The organism is Staphylococcus sp. FSL K6-3157 (genome assembly GCF_038005145.1).
Lineage (GTDB): Bacteria > Bacillota > Bacilli > Staphylococcales > Staphylococcaceae > Staphylococcus > Staphylococcus equorum.
In genome coordinates this window covers 25,484-47,626 of record NZ_JBBOSM010000001.1, presented here as the reverse complement: position 1 = coordinate 47,626, position 22,143 = coordinate 25,484, and the positions used below count along the sequence as shown (strand labels likewise).

Annotated in this window: 15 protein-coding genes and 1 pseudogene; 4 read left to right on the top strand and 12 right to left on the bottom strand. The window is 30.4% G+C overall.

Annotation, left to right across the window (positions count from 1 at the left end):
* Positions 1–336: 336 nt before the first annotated feature.
* A complete protein-coding gene (locus MHB47_RS00185; protein ID WP_340754159.1) occupies positions 337–2,217 on the bottom strand; it encodes a DEAD/DEAH box helicase in 1,881 nt (626 codons plus the stop codon).
* 399 nt (positions 2,218–2,616) lie between these two features.
* Here MHB47_RS00185 and MHB47_RS00180 point away from each other — a divergent pair, with 399 nt between their 5' ends.
* The 3 genes from MHB47_RS00180 (at position 2,617) to MHB47_RS00170 (ending at position 6,670) form a co-directional block, all read left to right on the top strand.
* Positions 2,617–2,712: a type I toxin-antitoxin system Fst family toxin gene (locus tag MHB47_RS00180; protein ID WP_340754156.1), complete on the top strand. Its 96-nt coding sequence runs from the start codon at positions 2,617–2,619 to the stop codon at positions 2,710–2,712.
* Positions 2,713–3,026: 314 nt separating this feature from the next.
* Positions 3,027–3,338, top strand: a complete 312-nt coding sequence (locus MHB47_RS00175) for a hypothetical protein (RefSeq protein WP_340754154.1) — start codon at positions 3,027–3,029, stop codon at positions 3,336–3,338.
* Positions 3,339–3,373: 35 nt separating this feature from the next.
* A complete protein-coding gene (locus MHB47_RS00170; RefSeq protein WP_340754152.1) occupies positions 3,374–6,670 on the top strand; it encodes an HsdM family class I SAM-dependent methyltransferase in 3,297 nt (1,098 codons plus the stop codon).
* Between the two features lie 25 nt (positions 6,671–6,695).
* Here MHB47_RS00170 and MHB47_RS00165 read toward each other — a convergent pair.
* The 3 genes and pseudogenes from MHB47_RS00165 to MHB47_RS00155 all read right to left on the bottom strand — a co-directional run bounded on the left by MHB47_RS00165 (position 6,696) and on the right by MHB47_RS00155 (position 9,441).
* Positions 6,696–7,264, bottom strand: a pseudogene (locus MHB47_RS00165) (recombinase family protein).
* Positions 7,265–8,004: 740 nt separating this feature from the next.
* Positions 8,005–8,775 carry an HNH endonuclease gene (locus MHB47_RS00160; RefSeq protein ID WP_340754150.1) on the bottom strand — a complete coding sequence of 257 codons (771 nt, stop codon included), beginning with the start codon at positions 8,773–8,775 and terminating at the stop codon, positions 8,005–8,007.
* Between the two features lie 171 nt (positions 8,776–8,946).
* On the bottom strand, positions 8,947–9,441 hold the full coding sequence (locus tag MHB47_RS00155; protein ID WP_340754148.1) for a hypothetical protein: 495 nt from the start codon (positions 9,439–9,441) through the stop codon (positions 8,947–8,949).
* Positions 9,442–10,015: 574 nt separating this feature from the next.
* Here MHB47_RS00155 and MHB47_RS00150 point away from each other — a divergent pair.
* On the top strand, positions 10,016–10,264 hold the full coding sequence (locus MHB47_RS00150) for a hypothetical protein (protein ID WP_340754146.1): 249 nt from the start codon (positions 10,016–10,018) through the stop codon (positions 10,262–10,264).
* 419 nt (positions 10,265–10,683) lie between these two features.
* Here the strand turns inward: MHB47_RS00150 and MHB47_RS00145 are convergent, their stop codons facing one another.
* The 8 genes from MHB47_RS00145 to MHB47_RS00110 all read right to left on the bottom strand — a co-directional run bounded on the left by MHB47_RS00145 (position 10,684) and on the right by MHB47_RS00110 (position 21,811).
* A complete protein-coding gene (locus tag MHB47_RS00145; protein WP_340754144.1) occupies positions 10,684–12,846 on the bottom strand; it encodes an AAA family ATPase in 2,163 nt (720 codons plus the stop codon).
* Between the two features lie 55 nt (positions 12,847–12,901).
* Positions 12,902–13,381 (bottom strand): 23S rRNA (pseudouridine(1915)-N(3))-methyltransferase RlmH, encoded by a 480-nt coding sequence (gene rlmH, locus MHB47_RS00140; protein WP_021339332.1) that lies wholly within the window; start codon positions 13,379–13,381, stop codon positions 12,902–12,904.
* A 601-nt stretch (positions 13,382–13,982) separates the two neighbouring features.
* A complete protein-coding gene (locus tag MHB47_RS00135) occupies positions 13,983–14,783 on the bottom strand; it encodes an MBL fold metallo-hydrolase (protein WP_102134920.1) in 801 nt (266 codons plus the stop codon).
* Positions 14,784–15,321: 538 nt separating this feature from the next.
* Positions 15,322–16,101, bottom strand: a complete 780-nt coding sequence (locus MHB47_RS00130; RefSeq protein WP_340754140.1) for a two-component system regulatory protein YycI — start codon at positions 16,099–16,101, stop codon at positions 15,322–15,324.
* Positions 16,102–17,442: a YycH family regulatory protein gene (locus tag MHB47_RS00125; protein ID WP_002511858.1), complete on the bottom strand. Its 1,341-nt coding sequence runs from the start codon at positions 17,440–17,442 to the stop codon at positions 16,102–16,104.
* Positions 17,432–19,264 (bottom strand): cell wall metabolism sensor histidine kinase WalK, encoded by a 1,833-nt coding sequence (walK, locus tag MHB47_RS00120; protein WP_002506237.1) that lies wholly within the window; start codon positions 19,262–19,264, stop codon positions 17,432–17,434. Before walK ends, MHB47_RS00125 begins: the two co-directional genes overlap by 11 nt.
* Before the next feature lie 13 nt (positions 19,265–19,277).
* Positions 19,278–19,979, bottom strand: a complete 702-nt coding sequence (gene yycF, locus MHB47_RS00115; protein ID WP_002506236.1) for a response regulator YycF — start codon at positions 19,977–19,979, stop codon at positions 19,278–19,280.
* Between the two features lie 425 nt (positions 19,980–20,404).
* Entirely contained in the window at positions 20,405–21,811 is a 1,407-nt protein-coding gene (locus tag MHB47_RS00110; protein ID WP_340754138.1) for a DHA2 family efflux MFS transporter permease subunit, read from the bottom strand.
* Positions 21,812–22,143: the final 332 nt, after the last annotated feature.

Genomic DNA, 22,143 nt, shown 5'->3' with positions numbered 1-22,143 from the left:
TATTACACCTTTATATAAAACCTTTGAGTCTATACTCAAACGCTTAGAAAGACTGACAGCAACCTCGTCAATAGCTTCATTATTTTGTTCCTTTATAAACAAGCTACTCATGCTTCTTAACATGTTATCCCCTCTTTTAACATGAAGTAAAATTACAGTTTTATTTTATATCGATTTGTGTTGTTCATCAACTATATTATAATTTTAATTTCTATTGCATGAGCAACTCCCTTCATAAAAAAACACTTTCATTTGAATTCAACGAAAGTGTTTATATTTTACTATGCTCAACTATATAGAAAGATTACTTTTAACTAATTGAATCTTTTATTTATATCATGAACGGCTTTCTATGGTTTCATCGAGATCTTCTGTATTAGATTCTAAGTTAATAACATTGTAGTATGGTTTAGATTTAATCCGATCTTTATCACCAATAACATAAAATTCTTTTTTAGCCCTTGTGACAGCAACGTTTAATAGATTGGGTTTTGCGCATGACCAATTGACTGCACCATCTTGATTATTGTCAGTTCCTATTACAAAATAAACTTTCTTTGCTTCTTTACCCTGAAATGTATGGACAGTTCCAATTGAATTTTTGATCCAGTCGCTTACTTTTTTAGAATCGTCACTTACAGTATGAAGCAATTCTTTTCTTGCTAATAATTGAATTTGTTTTTTTACTTCAGTAAATGGTGAAATGACATAAACGCTTGGTTCATGCTCTCCATTTTCTATAGCTTGTTTCCAATCATTTTTAAGTAGTGCTATGACTTTATCTCCTTGTTCTTTTACGAATTGTCTCTGTACCGAATTACCTTTAATATCATACCATCCAGTTTTACCTATATTGGTAATAGTTTTAGGTAAGACCATTTTATTATCATAGGCAATTTGATTGGCGATAGTAAACATTGGCTTTAAACATCTTCTATGTACCCATAATGGAATTCCAATCCAGTATTTACTATCTTCATCATCCGTCTGAGTCTTCCAATATCCATATTTATTCGCAAAATCAGCTACAGTTTGAACAGAAGATGCTTTTGAAAGTAAACGTTCATGAATATGATAGCCTTTTCTAATATTAGCTATTAAATTATCTTCCATTGTTACTACTGGCTCTATTTGAATAGGATCTCCAACTGCAATCACTCTCTTAGAACGATATAATGCTCCGACTGCTGCTTGTGGGAGAGCTTGGCCTGCTTCGTCTATAAACAAGTAGTCAATAAAATCTTTAGACAATCCTCTATACATTGATGCGAAACTTGCAAAGGTCGTACTCACTACAGGAAAAATAAGATGCATCACATTCCATGCATTCGTCACACGAACTGGTGCCGAATCAAGAACAGCTAGTTGTTGCATTAAAGATAATTTATGTTCAATTTGAGATGGCCAACGACCATCTGGTAAATTTTCTGGATGTAAGAACTCCTCAAACACTTCTTTATTCTCATCTACTTCAATACGCTTTGTATCATCTATCCCTTCAATATAAGCTTTCAATGTTTGGTTAGGGTCTTTACGAGCTCTTTCTATATCGCCAATAAAGAAACTATTAAAATCAGGGTCTGGAGATTCACTATTTTTAACATATTCAATCGTAAAATAATGTTTGAATATGCCATTTGTTTCGGAAATAAGTACAGCAAAAAAGTCACGATACGCTTCATCCAATTGCTTAATTTTATCTTCGTTAATCGGCTCATCTGCAATAATTTCATTGAATTTTTGCTGGAATTTACGTTTAGTGTCATTAAATATTTGTTCTATGTTTGCACTCTTATTTTTTCTGATTTCTTTAAGTGCACTCATAATCATAGGGATATGTAGACTATCTGTTACTACTTTTCCATTTTCATCAGTTTGGAATGTGTAACCATAACAACGCTTTTCATTTGGGTTAAAAATTTCTGCATTATCGTTGAAAATATTTTGAATTTCTTTATCAATTTCTTTAAAATAAAAGCAATTTCTATATAAACGAAATATTCTTTTACCGTATTTTTGAGGTTGCTCTGCAATTTTATATCGTTCATCATTCCATATATCATAATAATCTTCAAAACTTTGTAATTGCTTTTGTTGTTCATTATTTTGAAAATTACCTTTAGATAAAGTGCTTCCCTTGTCATATTTAACTTCACCAGGTTGTAAAGATTCTACTAGTAACCATGCTGATAAAGTATCATTAACTAAATTCGCCATTTTGTCTCATCCTTATGTAATTAAGTTCATTCGCCCTATTTTAACAATATTCTGAAAAAATTCATAATGGCTATAAATGTTAATACGAATTGTGCCGTTATTCCATTATTAAATTAATATCTTTATTAAGAGAGTTTTAGCTTTAGATGTTTAATATCGCTTTGTAATTGATACAAGTACTATGCAATATTTTTGAAAAAATGCCAGTAGAATTTGGAGCATTAGAAGTTTTCATGAAATTTTAAATGTAAGAATTGAGACATGAAACAGAGCATTTTAATAGAGTAGTATGATTTCTATTCGACATAATTCAACTTATCAGAAGTGCATATGCTTGTAGATTCTCAGATGTCGCCTATCTCTCAGGCGTCAATTTGACGTAGGGAGGAGGTGTATAAAGTGATGCTTATTTTCGTTCACATCATAGCGCCAGTCATCAGTGGCTGTGCCATTGCGTATTTTACTTATTGGCTATGTAAACGCAATAAAAAATAGGCGACATTAAGCCACACCAACAAAAATCCCCTCACTACTCGTAATAGTGAGGGGATTGGTGTATAAGTGAATACTTATTTTCGTTAAATGTATTATAACATCATAGTGTAGAGGAATGCAAAAGACGAAGAAACTAGAATATTATCAATTGATCTATTTACTTTCTAATATATAAAACTCTTTAATGAGTATTGTTGTTTTTTAAATAAATTTAGATGAACTTTGATAACTATTAACATTTTGATAGGAAGTTTTATTGTATTTTCAAAACGATGGTATAATTATTTAAATAGGAGAAAATAGGAGGGGTAAAAGTGCTACTAGAAAATTTACAATCTTATAATAATAATTTAGCTGAATCACATAAAAACATTAGAAATACAGGTTACGAAATTCATGATAGAAATATTTTTATAAATCATATTTTGAAGCCTTTAGGTTATGAACAAAAGAATATTCTACATGATGTTCCCCAAAGAGGTGATAAAGGGTCAAAAAGTCCAGATATTAGGTTATATGGTAAAAAAGAGTACAAATCTAAACATAGTTATAGTCAATTTATAATTGAAACAAAAAACTATAAATTGTTATCGGAAAAAAATATATTATTGACTATTTACAATTAAAAAGATACATAAAATTTAATGAATCTAAAATTAGGTTGATAGGACTAACTGATTACCAAACATTAATATTATTTAATGCTACAGAAATTAAAAAGAACTCAAAAATTAACTTTAATAACTTGGATAAGATTACTAATATCGAAAAAGAAGTTTTTGAACGAAACATAATTATGAGTATTGATTTAGAAAATGAATCAGAGAATACAATAAATAAACTGAAAATTATAAGTCATGAAAAAATATTTGAAAATCAAAAGTTTATTAATCCACAAGAATATGAAAGAACTAATTCTATTAATAATCCATATGTAAGGAAAAACTTTATATTTGAGCTATACCATTTGATGATAAGGTTACAAAATCAAATTGTTCCAAATTTTGAAACTAAAATTTTAGATGTACAATCACAAGTGACAATGAGAGAAGTTTCATGGACTGAATTTATGAAAATTATAATGTCTACCCATAATGAGGCAGTAATGAACTTTTTTTGGTGGGGCATAGAAATGAACTATTTAGATAATTTTATGGAAGATAAAAAAAAGTATGATGTTACTTTGATAAATACATTTTTAAATGATAGAGAAAAAAAAGATTCGTTTGTATTAACATCGATATATAATATTATTAATAAAACAATGTTTTTAAGAATACTAGAGGATTCAAATACAAAATCCACTAAGTTTCTAGAAGGCTTAGTAAACGGAAGATATATATCCAATGGTATTTTGGAAATGAAAAGGAAAGAAGGAAAAGATTCTCTTTTACGACATTTTGTAAATGTATTTAAATTTGACCAACCTGATTTGAAACCATATAATTTTATTTTAAGTAAAGATATATATAATTGGGTGCTAAATGAAAATGAATACTCAATCACAGATTTGTTGATTGAACTAGTTCGATTATTTAATGATATTAATTTTAGTAAAGTTAACCAAGATATTTTAGGTGATATTTATGAACATTACTTAGACCAAGAAGAGAAGGGTTCAGAGAGAACAGCGCGTAGATTACTTGGTCAATATTACACACCTAAACCTGTTGTAAGGTTAATGTGGTATTTGACTAGAGATGTTATTCAAAAATATCAAAGTAGAGATTTATATTCTGAAGGAAATGATTATTTAAATATTATTGACCCTGCTTGTGGAAGTGGAACATTTATTTCAGAAACAATTCTTCATATTAATGAATCAGCAAGTAGTTCTAAAATTAATAAGAATGGAAAAGTATTTCATTTTATAAAAGACAGAAATGAAAGTAAACGTATAGAAAATAACTTATTTGGTTTTGAGATAAATCCTTTAAGTAAAAGTATTGCAGATATAAACCTTTTTTTTGCATTAATTCAAGCTTATGGAGAAAATTCATCTGAAGAAGTAATAGATGATATTAATGTTTATCGAACTAATAGTTTAGATTTAATTGATAGTGAAAATGCAATTGATAAAAATGATATAGAGGAAAAAGTTTTGTTTTTAAAAACTGAAATAAAAAAATCATATATGCAAAATTACAATCTTAATCTTGCTAAATCTCAAAAGTATGATGTCGTTATAGGAAATCCTCCATATGGTTCAACAGATGTGAATAAAATAATGAAAAAAGAATTAATACCTTTTGCATTTGCTGAAAATAATTTTGATGTTGAGGGCGTTAACATTAAGTTTAAATGGAATAATAAGGATTTTTCTGGGAAAGTACCAAGTAATGAAAAAAATTCAGGAAAACTTAATGATTTATATGGTTATTTTTTTGGATTAGCTGATATATTATGTGAGGAAGAAGGGATTATTAGTTTCATCACGTCAAACACTTATTTAACAATTCCAACATATAAATGGTTTAGAAAGTATATTTTAGAAAATTATACAATAGAATATATTATTAATTTTAATAAAATTTCAGAAAAAGGGAATTCTATATTTTTTCCTGACGCTGGTGTAGCAACAAGTATTATTATAATGAGAAAAAAGACTGCTGATTCAAATCATGAAATAAACTATCTGGATTTAAGCAAATTAGATAACATAAAAAAGAAGTATGAAGCATTTTGTGATATTACCTGGAATAAAAAGACAGGTATATTAAATAAAAATGACATAAAAAGTTTCTTGGTTAAACCAATAAGTAAAATGGGCTTTCAAAAAATACAACAATCTAGTTTGTATAAAAATAATAATTATATATTTTCATTTAATGAGTTCTCAGAAACTGAATTACTAAATAAAATAGAGAATAATTCGGTACGAATTACTTCATACGGTTCAAAAAATACAGGCATAGATGTTGGCGATTTGGAATTAGTCAAGAAAAATAAGAAAGATTTAAAATCAGTAATAGAAAAAACTGTCTTTAAAAAGGACTTTAGTAATATGAAAAAAACATTAAGCAACCACTTGAAAAAACAATTTAAAAAAAATAAAATAAAAACTGTTTTTGATGATAATAAAGTGGAGAAATTTGTATATCAAAAACATTTACAACCGTATTCATTTAAAGAGACATCATTAACTTATTTTGATGAAAATATTTTATGGAGGCATAGGATTTATGATAAAAATAAAATAAATGATAATCCTATACACTCAATATTTAAATTGTTCATCCTTGAGAGAAGAGCTAAAGGCCAGTTAATTAGTTTAGTTACAAGTGAAAAAGTTCTTCCTCAGCATGGTGGGCGTTTTATGTATTTAGTACCTTCAGAAAATTGTAGTATAGATAACCTTTATATGATGGCTGGAATTATAAATTCTAAAGTAATTCAATACCTTTATAGAAATAGATTAATGGGAGATAAAGACATATTGATTCCAGACATTAGTAGAGTCCATTATGATATAAAAACGAAAATAATAGATACAAGTAAAAATATTCATAGTTTAGAAAATCATAAATACAATTATTATAATAAGCTTGAAGAAATGCATTCTCTATATAATGAGCAAATAAAAATCAATTTATTTACAGATAATAATTATTGGGAGGCTCATCAAGAAGACAATATTATTCAAGATTATAATGTAAATGAAATCATATTCGATGATGAATTAAAAGTTATTAAAATGAACAATAATTTATATATAACAACTGATACAAGTGAAAATTTAAGGATGTTATATGAACAAATCAAAAATTACGAAGGTAATTTAATTAAAAAACCTTTGATAATAAATTTATTGAAATTTACTAATACAGAAAAAGAATACTTATTAACTTTAGATAATCAAATTAAAATTTTTATAGATTACATTGATAAACTAGTTTATCAAATTTATAATTTGAATGACGAAGAAATTAAAAAGATAAAACGTGAAATAACTAATTAGTTATTTCACGTTTTATCTTACACATTTATTTTAACTGGTCAATCTTAGTTTGTTTTAAAATACGATAAACTGTTGAACGACTTACTCCAGTATGTTCAGCAATTTCTTCCCCAGTAAGTTTTTGTTCGTCATATAAGAATTTAATTTCCCTTTTCTTATGGTCAGGTAATGAAGGTCGACCACCTATGCGCCCTCTTGCTCTTGCAGCTTCTAGACCTTTTTTCGTACGCTCAATTAATAAGCTAGCCTCTAATTCCTCAAAAGCACTCATCATGGTAAAGAACATTTTTCCAATCGCATCTTTGGTGGAGACGTTCATATCTATAATATGTAAATCAATGTTATTTTCATCTAACCACTGAGATAGCTCAATTAATTGCTTTGTTGTTCGGCCAAGACGATCTAGTTTATAGATAACGAGATATCGCCTGCACGTAAACAATCCAAACTTTTATCAAGTTCCGTTCTTTTGGTTTTACGACCACTCGCTTTCTCGCTAAAAATACGTTCACAACCATATTCTTCAAGTGTATCAATCTGTCCATCCAGACTTTGATTTTGTGTTGATACACGTGCATAACCAATTTTAGCCATTTGAATATTACCTTTTTAAATCATTTTATAGGTAACTTATTAACAAAATCTAATTCTCGATGCAAATAAACGTGTTTCTCATCGTCTAAAAACTCATGGTTTTTGATATTTATGATACATTGATTATAACGCAAGTTAATAGTCTTAAATATCCAAGAAAAACGTTTTAAAATCTGAATTAGGGTGTTCAAAATACAATGATTTTAGATGCTTTCATATATTTCTTTTTTATATTGTCTATACGCATTTGTATTATTTACTTTATTATCAATCTCTATTATTAATTTTCCACTATATTCTTCTGATAAATAAGCTTTCTCTTTACAGTGTTTCTGTCATTCTAATCTAGGATCAACTTCATTTATATACCATTCCTCAATATTAGGTAAAATGAAGATAAGGTAGCCCGCTAGTCTGTGAATACCATTGGATTCTTTCGCAATTAGAGCTTGTAATATTAAGTATTCAAATAAATCGCAGTAAACTAGATTTTCTTTCTTTTGATAATCGAAAGCGTATCTATAATGACGAATAAACTTAAGGTTTGAAAGATTATCATATTTACTATCAAATATATGATGGCAATATAACCCTTCTTTTTTTTTGAAGATTTTTCTTTATAATAGTCGTCTGTATCTTCATCATACTTTTTAAGTAATAGCGTTATAACCTTTGCATAAGACATTTTAAGTAAGCTTCTATATTATTTATATTTTTCTTCATGGTTAATGATCATATTATTAATTCTCCCGGTTGACTATTCTACTTAATTCCTCAATTGATAAAGGCTGTTTAGGATTTGTATGAATCATTTTATGGCAGTGTGAACAAAGAGGAATTAAATCATTTTCAGGATTTACGGTAACTTCTTTTCTTATAGAAAACATAGGTTTTATATGATGTATTTCAATAAATCCTTCTCCCAGGTCCCCATATTTGGATTTAAAATTGAAACCACAAACTTTACAAGTAGTACCATGTATTTCTATGGCTTTTTTTCTTAGCGCTTGATTTCTTTCATATTTCATTCCATATTGAATATAAGGTTTTCCTTCAATATATTCAGTGTTTTCTAATTCTTTCGTTGATTTAGAATTTTTATTATTTGAAATCTCTTTTACATATTTTTTAAAGTCGCCTTTTAAAGGAAATGGTTCTTGTACATTCCCGTTCAATCCATTTTCTTTTAAAGAAGTAAAATCTAGTTTTTCATCATTAAGTTCATTTAATAACTCTAACTCCATATAATTACCGTAATTTATATAGTTTTCGCCTTTGATCACAAATTCACTGTCATCTATAGTTGTATTCGATTTATTCACTTCGTTTATTAAGCACTGGTATTTTATGCTTTTGACAGGAGAAGAAAGGTAGATGTATACAATATCTCCTTTTTTAGCTTTAGTTAATTGTTTACTTTGCTTCCAATCTATCACATTAAATTGATTGAAGGCACCTATAACATCATAGAACTGAATGTTACAAGGTATTATCCATTGTGTATTTGTCATTTTGCATATTTCCTTCCCAATTAAGAAATGGTATTAATAAAATTAACTCACTCTTTAGTTTACATAATAAATCGTTATCAGAACTAAACAAACATCTTCTGTAAAAACCCTTTCTTATCACATGAAAATTTTGTACTTCTTTATTAATATTCATACTTTATATTAGTATTACTACTTCCAATCTTCATACTCACTTCTTATCAATTCTTCATTTTTATCGATAACTGTTTTCATACAAAACATGTTTTTAATTATTGATATAATAGCCATTATAATCACAATACAAAGTAGCCAAGGGTCTTTAAATTCAAATATTTTTGCGATAATTACACCTACTATACCAATTAGAAATATTGATATCCAGCTTAAAATGTCCATAACAAAAAGCGAAAATTTTTCGTTAAATATTTTGATGCTTTTCAGTCGATAATTTACATTAGAAACAAAATTATTATTTTCTATATACTCTTCAGATATCGGTAATGCAACTTCTCTATGTATTTTTTTGTAAAATTTACTAATTTCTCTTTCTTCAAAAATATCACTTAAAGCTTGATATTTTACAATCCTATGTGAATCTATAATTTTTTGTTTAATAAGTAATCCTGAAAAACTTGAAGTTTTTATTAATGTAAATGTAATTCTTAATTTTGATTGATAGATCATTTCCAAAACAATCGTAATTAATATTATAAATATTGAAATAGATAAAAGGGTTCCTCCATACAAACTATGATTAAAATTATCCCAACCACCTTTATAGAATATTAAGCCCCATTATACTTCCTAGATTTTGCAAATATTTAGCTATTATATAAGCCCACTCCATCACAATCACCCTAATTCTTATTTATTTAACCTATTTACATCATATCAGCTACAATTAATAATCGTCATATAGTCTAATATGCTAAAATCTCTAAGTGAACAATAAAAACATATTACTTATGATATTATTAACAAAAACATAACTGCAATTCCTATAAACCTCATACAGTATGTTACGTTCAAAATCCCTTTACTAAGCGGCTGAAAAACCGCATCACTTATGATAAGCTTCTGCTTATCGGTTAATGATTCATTTTTACAAATGCACACCAAAATTTTTCTTAGCTTAATATTTATTATCTATATTATCAAGATATCACATCATATATTTAAAATTTGACAAGTTTTAAATATTAAGAGAAATTAGTGTTGTAATATTTTATTTTTATTAAATGAAAGGATGATTTATATTATGCGTAGCTTTGAAGATATTATGTATGAGGTTGCAAACATTCATAATTATTTTAATAAAGTATCTAAAATTGAGGCTAGAAATGCAAGTGAAAAATGGGAACTTTCAGAAGCAAATTCACAATCAGGTATGTTGGCAATGTTTTTAGAAAATATTTCTGAAAATATAGAAAATTATTCCACCGATGAATTAAGTAAAATGATTTATTCTATATCACGAGCACAAAGAGAAATATTTAAATTAATCTAGTATCCAAGCACATACATTGAATGTATGTGCTTTTTAAACAAAGGAGTAAATTTATGATAATGTATATATTTACATTATTAAAGCGAGTATATATTCAAACTTATTTTTTATTATAGGAGCTTAAGTGATTGTTATTATATTCTTCTCTGAATCATTTGATAAAAAATATAATATATTAAAAACAATAACGCAAAATCTATACGAATCTCTTTCATTTTCTCCAGAATTTTTGGAATTTCTTCATATCAATCTTATAAATATCAACTAATTTATCAATTCTTTTGTAACTACGCCTTATTTTTTAAACCTAAAGCTTTCTCAAGATTTTTTTGGTATACGTTTTTTGTATTCTTGTTCCATAGTTAGTTTTTGTCATAATATATTCATATCACATTTCATATACATTTATAACTATATTATTAAATCCACTTTTGAAGTTCCTCTTTATTTTCTTTATTTAAAACTCCACTACATATTGCACTTACATGCTGTTTATCTTTATTATAAATTATTCCAATCACCTTTCTTATTGCCTCTTGAACTTCTGTAACAGACAATTCATAATAATGATTATCTATAAATGATATTCCGTGAGAGAGACTATTAATAATGTCTAAGCTTTCTTCTAAGTCTTCAATTTTTTCATTTGCTATATTATAATATTTTGATAATTCAGTAACCGAAGTAGCTGTCGCGTATTCTATTTTATAATGGCTCCTAGCATGGGATTCTAAAATAAACCTCACTTTATTTGCATATTTAATATAATTATCAAGCTTATTAACTTTACTCTTACCTTTTATTGCAAAGGACATTACTTCGTTAAAAACAGTCCTATAATAATCACTATAATTGCTTAACTCTTCTTTAGATAATTTATTTACTTTACTAAGCCCATCAATTTTTTCAATATACCAGTAGGAAGTTTCCTTGGTATTATTCTTTCCTTTGAAAGCAAAATTATGGAAATCAAAAGACGAATGTGTAAAAACAAAAACCTGTTTATTTGCAGATTTGGAAAACTCAATAAATTGATTAATAATTTTAGTTAAATGATATCTATTTTCTGTATCTAAACTAGTAATTGGGTCATCTATGATTATATACCCAATATTTTCTTTCATCTCACTATCTGCTATCATAAATAAATTATAATAAAAATGTAAGAAACCTATTAATCGTTTTTCACCCTCACTTAAATCAACTAAATTAAGTTTTTCTTTTGTTACTCTATGTAAAACTCTATAACTCTTAACTTCAATATTAGGCTCTAATTCAATATTTATATCAAGTATTTCAAACCTCTTATTTACTATTTCACTAAACTGTTTCAAGTTAGATGAGTTTGTTTTCAAATCTGTTATCCAATCATTATTATCTATTATACATTCTTCAGCTGCTTTTATTTGTTTTTCATTTCTACTAATGTTACAAATTTCCATTTGGATTCCTTCATCATTTTTTAGCTTATTACCAATCCATGATTTCACAAAATCCGCAATTGAATCTATAATCTTTTTATCATTTTGTATTTCTTTTTTTAAATTTTCCATATAATTATTAACGATATTATCTATTATGTTTATTGATTCCCAATTATCCATAGGATACTCAAGCTGTTCATATGCCTTTACTTCCTTATCTTCCAATATATGTAACAGTCTAATAAGTTTTTCTTTTTGATTCGAGAAATTTTCTGAGTCAATATCTATATTTAAATTTTCAATATTACTTAATGATTTATTTATTTTTATTTTATAATTGTTTAAATTTTCAATCAAATAACTAAATTCATTTTTTATTCTTGCATCTATATTTTCTTTTACCAATTCTACATCAAATAAGTTACCGCAAAACTCACATGTTTCCTCTTTTGATTGCATGTTATGAATTTCTAAACCATCTTTTATCCATTCAGAAACTTTGTAACTCACACTACTTGTAGGTTTAATTACTTCTTTCATTAGTAATTTCACCATATTACTAAACTCATCATAATCAAAAGCTAAAACTGGTGTTTTTATATTATTTAATAAGACTTCTTTGCTGGTTAATCTTTCTTCTAATTCATCTAAAGATTCTATAGTCATCTCTTCAATTATATCGTTAGCATTTTTCTTCCAACTATAAAATGCATTAACAGGATCTTTGTCAGCATTTCTCTTCTGCTTAACCACATTACTACCTATTTCAAATCTTTCTCTAGCTTCATTTAGTCTAATATTCATTTTATCGTAAATTCTTTCTTTTGAATGCATAATTTCATTATTTTTCCGAGTAATAAAATTTTCTAAATGATTGATAGCACTATTTAAATGCTTAATTTGATTACTATGATTTATAGATTCTTCTCCAATAACCAAACTCACACCATCGATTTCTTCAACTTCTTCAATGTTATTTTTTAAGTAACCAGTATTAAAAATAACGCTTTTTTCATTATCTAATCTTTTTAACCATTCACTTAAAGAACTTTTTCCACTCCCGTTTCTTCCAAAGAATATATTTACTTTAGTCAAATCATCATTACTAGTGTAATTATCAAATGATTTATAACTAACATTTTCTAATTTATTAAACATCAAATCAGCCCTTTTTTATTTTAAAATTATATTATACAAAACCTATTTTTTAGTTTTATTTGTGATACGCTTCTCCCCTCATGATCTTAAACGCACGGTAGACTTGCTCGATTAAGATGACGCGCATCATTTGGTGTGGAAAAGTCATTTTACTGAAAGACAGGGCGTAGTTGCTGCGGTCTAAAACTTCTTTATGTAGACCATTTGATCCCCCAATAATAAACGTAAAGTCGCTTTGACCGCGTGTCATGCGGCTTTCTATTTCTTTGGCTAATCCTTCTGATGTCAGCATGTTACCTTTAATCTCTAAAGTAATCACTGTGGATTGTGGTTTTACTTTTGCTAATAGGCGCTGACCTTCTTTCTCTTTAACTTGCTCTATCTCTTTGTCACTCATATTTTCGGGTGCTTTTTCATCAGGTACTTCAATGATTTCTATTTTAGAATATGCACCTAACCTTTTTTCATATTCTGCTATAGCTTGTTTCCAGTATTTCTCTTTTAGTTTACCTACTGTGAGTATCGTAATCTTCATAGTTATCCTCCAAAAATTGTGTAGTAGTTGATAGTTATTAGACTTATCCACAAGTTATACACTTATTCACACTATTCCCTCTTATTATAACAGGAATGCATACTATTTTTTAATAATGTTTACGATTTCTACACAAAAGTAAGTGAATAACCTGTTTATTTGTGGATAACTCTGTGTACAATGTGGGTACTTCCCTGTGAATTGTGCACATCTCTGGATAACTATGTATAATTCCGTGGATAAGTACGAGGTTGTCTTACATACTTATTCACAGTGTTTACATTATCTTCATACTATCTTTGCTGAATCCTTACTACATAGTAATTTCATTAATTGTTATAATTATCCGTCAATTGCATATGGTTATTTTCAGTTAAGACCTAGGGTTGTATACCCATATATTCCTTCTTTTTTTGAGTAAATTTCCCTATAAAAATCCTCCTATTAAATGTATTTTATCTTATACATATGCTAGAAAAATATAAAAAACCGATACCTCCTATTGAGATATCGGTTCCTTCACTTTAATGTTGACCATGGATTACATTAGCTTGAAGCTAATGCATTAAGAAAATCTAAATTTCAAACCAGTTAAAATGTTCTATAATGTATATATCGGTGTTGCTTTGGCTTTATCGGTATCGCATAGCAATACTTCTTTTTCTGTGTCGATGTCGTGTTCGTTGAGGACTTGTCCAACGCTCATGCGTGCCAAGTCTTTCATATTATTGTCTTGTGATAAGTGAGACAGGTAAATGCGTTTTGTGCTGCCTGTGATGACGTCTGTCATTGCTAAGCCTGCATCTTCATTTGAAACGTGTCCCATATCACTCAATATACGTTGTTTCGTCTTCCATGGATAACCGCACATGCGTAACATATCCACATCGTGATTACTTTCGAAGATAAAGGCATCACTACCTTGAATCATGCCTTTCATGCGGTCCGAAACATAACCTGTATCTGTTAAAATCGTGAATTTCTTATAATTATTATGGAAAATGTAGAATTGTGGATCTATCGCATCATGTGAAACATTAAACGATTCGATATCAAATCCAGCAATTGATTTCGTTTCGTATGGATTAAAAATGAATTTTTGATCCATTGGAATTTTACTATCTTTCTTTTCAATGGCTGTCCATGTCTTCTCATTCGCATAAATTGGCAAACCATATTTACGTGCTAACACACCTAGACCTTTAATATGATCAGTATGTTCATGTGTAACTAAGATGCCGTTTAAATCTTTAATTTGTTTGTCTATTTGTCCAAATAGCTCTTCCATTTTTTTTCCTGTCAAACCTGCGTCGACAAGAATACTACCTTTATCACTTTCCACATAAGTGGCGTTCCCTGTACTGCCACTCGCCAATGCGCTCATACGTATCAAGCGATTCACCCTTTCTAATCTATTGCTTCTATTACTTATGGGGCAGTCTCCGGTTTATGTGCCATCAACATGCCCTCTGTCTAATTATTTATTATAATATAGTAATTTATCTAAAGTTTTGAGAATATGAAACGAGCTCTTTTTCAAAAATTGGCTTAAGCTATCTTCAAAATTATAAGTATATGATACTCTAATGAACTGTTTCATACTTCTTTAATAACTCTCATTAACAGTATTTAATTTTAACATACTTTTAGCTTTCAGCATGTCCAAATTGTTTATTTAGATACTAATCTATCTTTTAAATTCCATTAATCACATTCTAAAAAGTGATTTAATAATTATCCGTAACTTGTAAAAATTTTTGACGAGACGCCTGAAGAAACAACATGAGTCTAAGACTACAGGCTAAGGCAGTGCCCGCGGAAAGCGTGCATAAAAAAACTGCCAACAAAGTCGGAGACTTTGTCAACAGTCTGAGCACACTTTACTCAAAAGGGCGTGCGTTTTAATTTCATTCTCAACTTATCCACAGTTATCCACAAGATTATTCTTCAATAATTTTTGGACTATCTGCTACGGCTTCGACATAATATGTTTTTATCTTGTCGCCGTGTTTTACTTTGATTTCCCAATTGGCTTCAAGCACTTGAACGTTCGGCTCTTTGACAACAGTATAGTAGCCTAGTCGTGCATTGGTTACTTCGTCGTTGCGCTTGAGATAACGATTATAGTAAAGGTCTTCGATGGCGCTTTGCGCTGTGTTCACTTGCTTTTTATCATTATTCGTACCTTCTGAAGGCTCGATAGATTTCATAGCAGTTTGTTCATAACTTGAAGCTTTGCCATCTTCAACATTAAATTCTAATTTCGCTCTACTATTATTCATAATTGGATAATCATTATATGTCTGTTCAAATGTAACTTTTTCATCATCAATATGGCTCATTTCGTAATCTTCACCTTTAAAGACGCTGCCTTTGACATACGATTTAAGGTCGGTGAATTGATCATTACTGATGTTAATTGGGTCACTAATATCACCTTTGGCTACTGCGCCTGAATGCTCGCTAGTGATACTTGGACGTGTCTTCGCATAAGATGAAAAATCATTCGATCTTGCTGTCAGTAATTGCATTTTCAAACCATTCACACTTGGGAGGTTCTCTGGAATTTTAATTTCTTCTTGTTTAAAATTCACTGCATTTTCGTCTTCACTATCACTAATCTGTGATTTATTCACTTTATCCACATAGATAATAATCAGGCTAATGTTGACTAGAATAAATACGATAATAAATAATGTTTTTGCGCGTTTCCAGTTCATTTATTCTAGCCCCCCATCGTTGTATGCATGCCATTCGCCTTTATATTCTACATACCATTGTGGTTTGAATTCACTATTACGTTGAATTTCGATGTCGCTACCGTCATCTTTATGTTCCATGTTGTAACCAATCGTCATGTTTGTTACTTCTTCAAAGTCGATTTCAGGATTGTTTGCCAGTTCTGAACGTACTGTTTCAGCACCTGGTAAATCTATTTCATCTTCACCGCTGTCTATCGTGACATTAGATTTTAACAATGCACGTGCATAACTGAAGACGCCTTTGTCGCTCCATGAGACTTTAATATTATTCAAGTCGTCATCATTGAAGGTTGGTCGGCCGTTTAAGAACATTTGATATGTCAGTTCGCCGCCTTTATTATCTGTGCTGAACAGTCTGTAATCATCTGTAAAGCCACCATGATTGTTGATGTAATCATAAGTACTTGGAATACTATCTTGCATGTTTGTTGAACGATCTTCATCTTCTGAGAGATTCGTGTAACGATATTTTTCATTATCTTCACTGTAGTTGGCGACACCGGTGTTATTGTTGTATGTCGCTGTCCCGCTTTTCGTGCTACGTACGACTACTGAGTCATTGAAGAGTATAGAATTCATCGTATCGACACTAATGCGATTATAAATCGTGTGGTATGATTTTAAACCTTTAGGTGCCTTCGGTGCAAAGATATGTGTAGCCTTATCGATGGTATCTTTATTCGTAATAATCTCTGTATATGGCTTCATACTTTTCTGTTGTTCTTTCATTTGTTTAGCAAATGAACTGATCTTCGCCGTCGTCGTCATACGCACGACATTATGACGATCTTTACTAACAGCATAGAGTTTAACTTTGCCGTCTTGATTGTCATCAATTAATAAACGGTCGAATTTAAAGTTATTCGGTACTTTCGCATCGATGTTCAATGCTTGGCCTAAATAAGTCGCTAGTGGCATGTCATAACTGAAATCCAGTACTAAAAATTCGTCACTTAAATCTGGAATAATCAAATTATGATTACTATGCATTTGTTCGGCATGTAATACGCGCTGGTTTTTCAAGGGACTAATCGTCTCTTCGACGTTGCTACGTGTTGCTTCCATACCTTCTGTGTCATCACCATTAGAGTGAATGATTTGATATGGGGCAACAACTTTACTCATACCTTGATCAAGTGGTTTACCTATCGTATTTGCTTTCGCATCTTTATTACTACTATCTTGTTGATCTACGTTCGCTAAGTCTGGCGAGAAGTTCCACGTCATGTATGTCAGCACAACACTCATTAATACTAAAAGGTATAGGATGATGGATTTGATTAACTCTTTACTCCGCATCCCAATCACCATCTTCTAGTACTTCACATGGCAGTGTAATGAAGATTGATGTTCCTTGTCCTTCTACACTGTTTGCCCAAATGCGACCATTATGTGCTTCAACAATTTCTTTGGAAATGGCTAAGCCTAAGCCTGTACCACCCATTTTACGTGTACGTGCTTTATCCACACGGTAGAAACGGTCAAAGATTTTATCCACTTTATTAATTGGAATACCAATACCATTATCTTTCACACGTATTGTCATACGATTGTATAACGCGTTCTGTTTCACGTGAAACTCTACACGTTTATCACCGCGAGAATACTTCATCGCATTGGTAATAACATTATCAAATACTTGTGTCATCTTGTCTGGATCGATTTCTGTAAAAATCGTATTATTTGGAATTTCGCGGACGAATGTCGTTTCTTTATCGGACATTTCGTGACGGTTAATAATTTTATTGATAAACATATTAAAGTCTATGATTTCTTTCGTAATTTGATCGGATTCGTTATCCATTTTAGATAATTGTAAGAGATCATTTACGAGACGAATCATACGTTCTGTTTCTTCACGTGTTACAGATAAGAATTGCGGCGCAAGTTCTTTATCTTCCCAAGCGCCACTTTCTAACGCTTCAATGTAGCTGTTCATAGATGTCAGTGGTGTACGTAATTCATGTGAAACATTTGCTACGAATTCACGACGTTCACGTTCTACTTGTTGCTGTTCTGTAACGTCATGTAGTACGGCAATGTAACCTGTCACAAACCCTGTTTCTTGGACAATTGTACTAAAGTTAACACGTGCAATAATGCCTTCATTTTCATTAATATCTAATAAGAAGCTATCATTATTCTCTTGAATTTCATCTAAAGAGAATTCTTCTTCTAATTTAAGGACATTTAACATGTAGTCCCCAATAATATCTTCTTTTAGTGAGCCCATCATCGTCAATGCCATGTCGTTGACAATACGCACGCGACCACGGCGATCGGTCGCAATAATTCCATCACTCATATGAGTGATAACTGAGTCTAAGCGACGTTTCTCACTTTCTGTATTCGCTTGTGCTTCTTGTACACGTTTCGATAGATTATTAAAGGCAAGTGCCAACTCGCCAATCTCATCGTTACCGTATATTTTTACGCGTTGCGTATAGTTACCTTTAGACATCTCTGCAGCTTGGTTACGCATATCTGTAATAGGTTTCGTAATCGTTCGTGCAATAAAGAAACCTAAGATAATAGTAATTAATAAGGAAATCCCTGTACCAACGATAAAGATTTGGTTGATGCTGCTAAGTTGTTTAAATACATCGTTAATATCCGCTTCGATATAGACGTTACCTATCGTACCGTCGTTAGATGTTTTAACTGGTAGGTTATATACCCACACGCGTTGTTTCCCGTTACCGTAATCTTTTAACACGGTATGGCTATTAATTTCGCCTAAAGATAAGGCTTTTTGGATAGAGTTATCGTTCGCTTTTTGATTTATTAGACTACGCGTAGACTGCTTTGAAGTGGCCATAATAATCTGGTCTTTATCAATAAAGCGGATTTCTTCTATTTCTTGTCTATTGGCATACTCATTTAATAAGTTTTGAACTTCTTTTTGAGCATTAACCGAATTGTCTTCGTCATAGACTTTTTCTATATTAATTTCGATTTGTTTCGCGTATTGCGAAATATTATTTTTAAATGTTTGTGTTAATTCTTTTTCTAGACTATTGGTAAAATATAAACCGATAATTTGCATACCGATTACAATGAGCAACACATAGACAATAACAAGTTTCGTGTGTAAAGACTGAAAATATTTAAGCCATTTCATTTATAAGCGTCCCCTAGTCATGTTGTTGGAGGAAATATCCAACACCACGACGAGTTACTATATATTCTGGATGAGATGGATCGTCTTCGATTTTTTCACGTAAGCGTCGAATTGTTACGTCTACTGTACGCACGTCACCAAAATAGTCATAACCCCAAACAGTTTGCAATAAATGTTCACGTGTCATTACTTGACCCATATGTTTAGATAAGTAATGGAATAATTCGAATTCACGGTGTGTTAAGTCAATTTCTCCGCCACGTTTTTTGATAGAGTATGCATCTGGATAAATAACGATGTCTTTAATAGAAATTTCATTGGATGCGTTGTCCACTTCTTGTGCTGGTTGTGAATAATGACGACGTAAGTTTGCTTTCACACGTGCGATTAATTCGCGTGTACTAAACGGTTTCGTTACATAATCATCGGCACCGAGTTCAAGACCTAATACTTTATCAATTTCTGAGTCTTTTGCTGTAAGCATAATAATCGGCATTTCAAATTTCTTACGTACTTCACGACATACTTCCATGCCATCACGCCCTGGTAACATAATGTCTAATAACACGATGTCGGGTTCTTCTTCATATATTAAATCAACTGCATCATCACCATCGTAGGCACAAAATACTTCGTAACCTTCTTTTTTTAAGTTAAATTCTAAAATATCAGCAATTGGTTTTTCATCATCGACTACAACAACTTTTCTAGCCATATTTATAAACCTCATTTCTAAATTGTAGTACGTTCATTTTTAAAAATTTTACGTCTTTCTCTCTAGTATAATTTACCATTTATAACCTATTAATTCTATTTTTCTAAATAGAAAATTATATTTGTATATTGTAAAATTATAACATTGTTCGTATTAAATGGGTACTTATCGATAAATCATAGATGCATCAAGTGTAAACAATATCAACGTATCAATCGAACTTCTTGCCTATAACCCATATACAGCCTGCATTTAACCTTCCTTTTAAGAAGCATGCAATACGCATACATCTTCCTACCAAAATCAAAAAAAGTGATACATATATGAAGTAACGGGTCATGTATTCAGGTTACAGCGAAGAATGATTCATTCGCTCTAATTTCTACATGTACGCGTCGCTTATTTATATGTATCACTTATCATTTTTAAATTGTTTTCGTTTTTTTAACAAATAGAGACAGTATAAATCCGATTATTGTTAAACCTACTATAAAGAAGAAGGTATATTGGATACCGTGTGCAAGTACAACTTCTTGTGCAGCATTCGGGTTAGCTGAACCGAATGCCTTCATTGCCGTAGTATAGATTGTTATGGCAATCGCAGTACCAGCTGATCCACCTACTTGAATTAATGTTGTAATCGTAGCTGAACCATCTGCATATAGATGATGTGGCAACTGATTTAACGCATTTGTTTGTGCTGGCATCATAACCATGGATATACCACAGAATAATACCATGAATGCAAGAATGATTGCCCATACTGGAGTAGAAGCTGAAATCATAAACGCGAATGAGATTGCTGCGATAAACATGAACAAGAAACCTATAATGCCAAAGTATCTCGCGCCGAAGCGATCAAATAGTGATCCAATAACTGGCGATAATACTAAGTTCACTGCGTTACCTGGTAATAAGATTAAACCAGCAACAACAGAACTAAATAATAGCGCGCCTTTTAAATAGAGTGGTAATAAAATACCTGTAGATAATATACATAAGATCGTTATGAACACCATTGCCGCACCTAATATAAACATTGGGTACTTAAATACATTTAAATTAAGCATTGGTGAGTCGATTTTAAACTGACGCACGATAAAGATTGCTAAGCCAATTACGCCAATGAATAATGGCAACCAGACGATGACATCTGTAAATGCCGCTTCTGCCATTGAGCTAAGTGCGAATATTAGTCCTGCAAAACCAATCGTCGATAAGAAAATCGATATAATATCTATTCTAGGTTTCGTAATTTCTCCAACGTTTTCAACATGTGAAAAAGCCATCAATAATACAACAATATATAAAATTGCGCTAATCCAGAAGATGAAGTGCCAACTTGATGCTGAAATAATAACACCTGATAATGTCGGCCCGAGTGCTGGTCCTGCTGTAATAACAAGTCCCATTATGCCCATGACTGCACCACGTTTTTCAATTGGGAAGATTAACATTAGTACGGTCACCATAATCGGTAACAAGATACCTGTACCTAATGCTTGTATAATACGTCCTAACAATAACAAACCAAAGTTAGGTGCAAGTGCGCCTACGATGACGCCTAATAAAGATAATAATATGCCTGTAATAACTAGAGACTTTGTATTAAACCATTTGATTAAATACGAAGATGCAGGAACTAAACAAGCCATGACGAGTAAATAACCTGTCGTTAACCATTGTACAGTTGCTGCTGAAACTTGAAAATCAGCCATGATATCTGTTAAAGCCATATTTAATGCTGTTTCACTAAACAGACCCATAAATCCGCCAATCATTAATACGAGTGCATACATTTTTGGATTTTTCACTATTACTTGTGTTGCCATTTGATATACTCCTTTTTATGGTAAACGAAGTATAAGTATAATTAAGAGATAATAAAGTGAGTGTTGCCTTGAAGTAAAAATTCAAGTGTAAAGCAATCGTGCTTTGTCGCTCATTTTATTAAATTCATCTCCATGCTTTACTACTTATTCCTATATTTCCATTTCATTTTAGTCTATATAAATTGAACATCAGTTTTGTATCACCCAGGAAATAATTTAAATCATGATGACAACAAACAACGTCCGCTCAATATGAACCTACTTACTGTACCAAATTTTTCAAATTAATGTCAACCTAGTTGACGAAAATGATTGTAAAAAATTAAGCATCA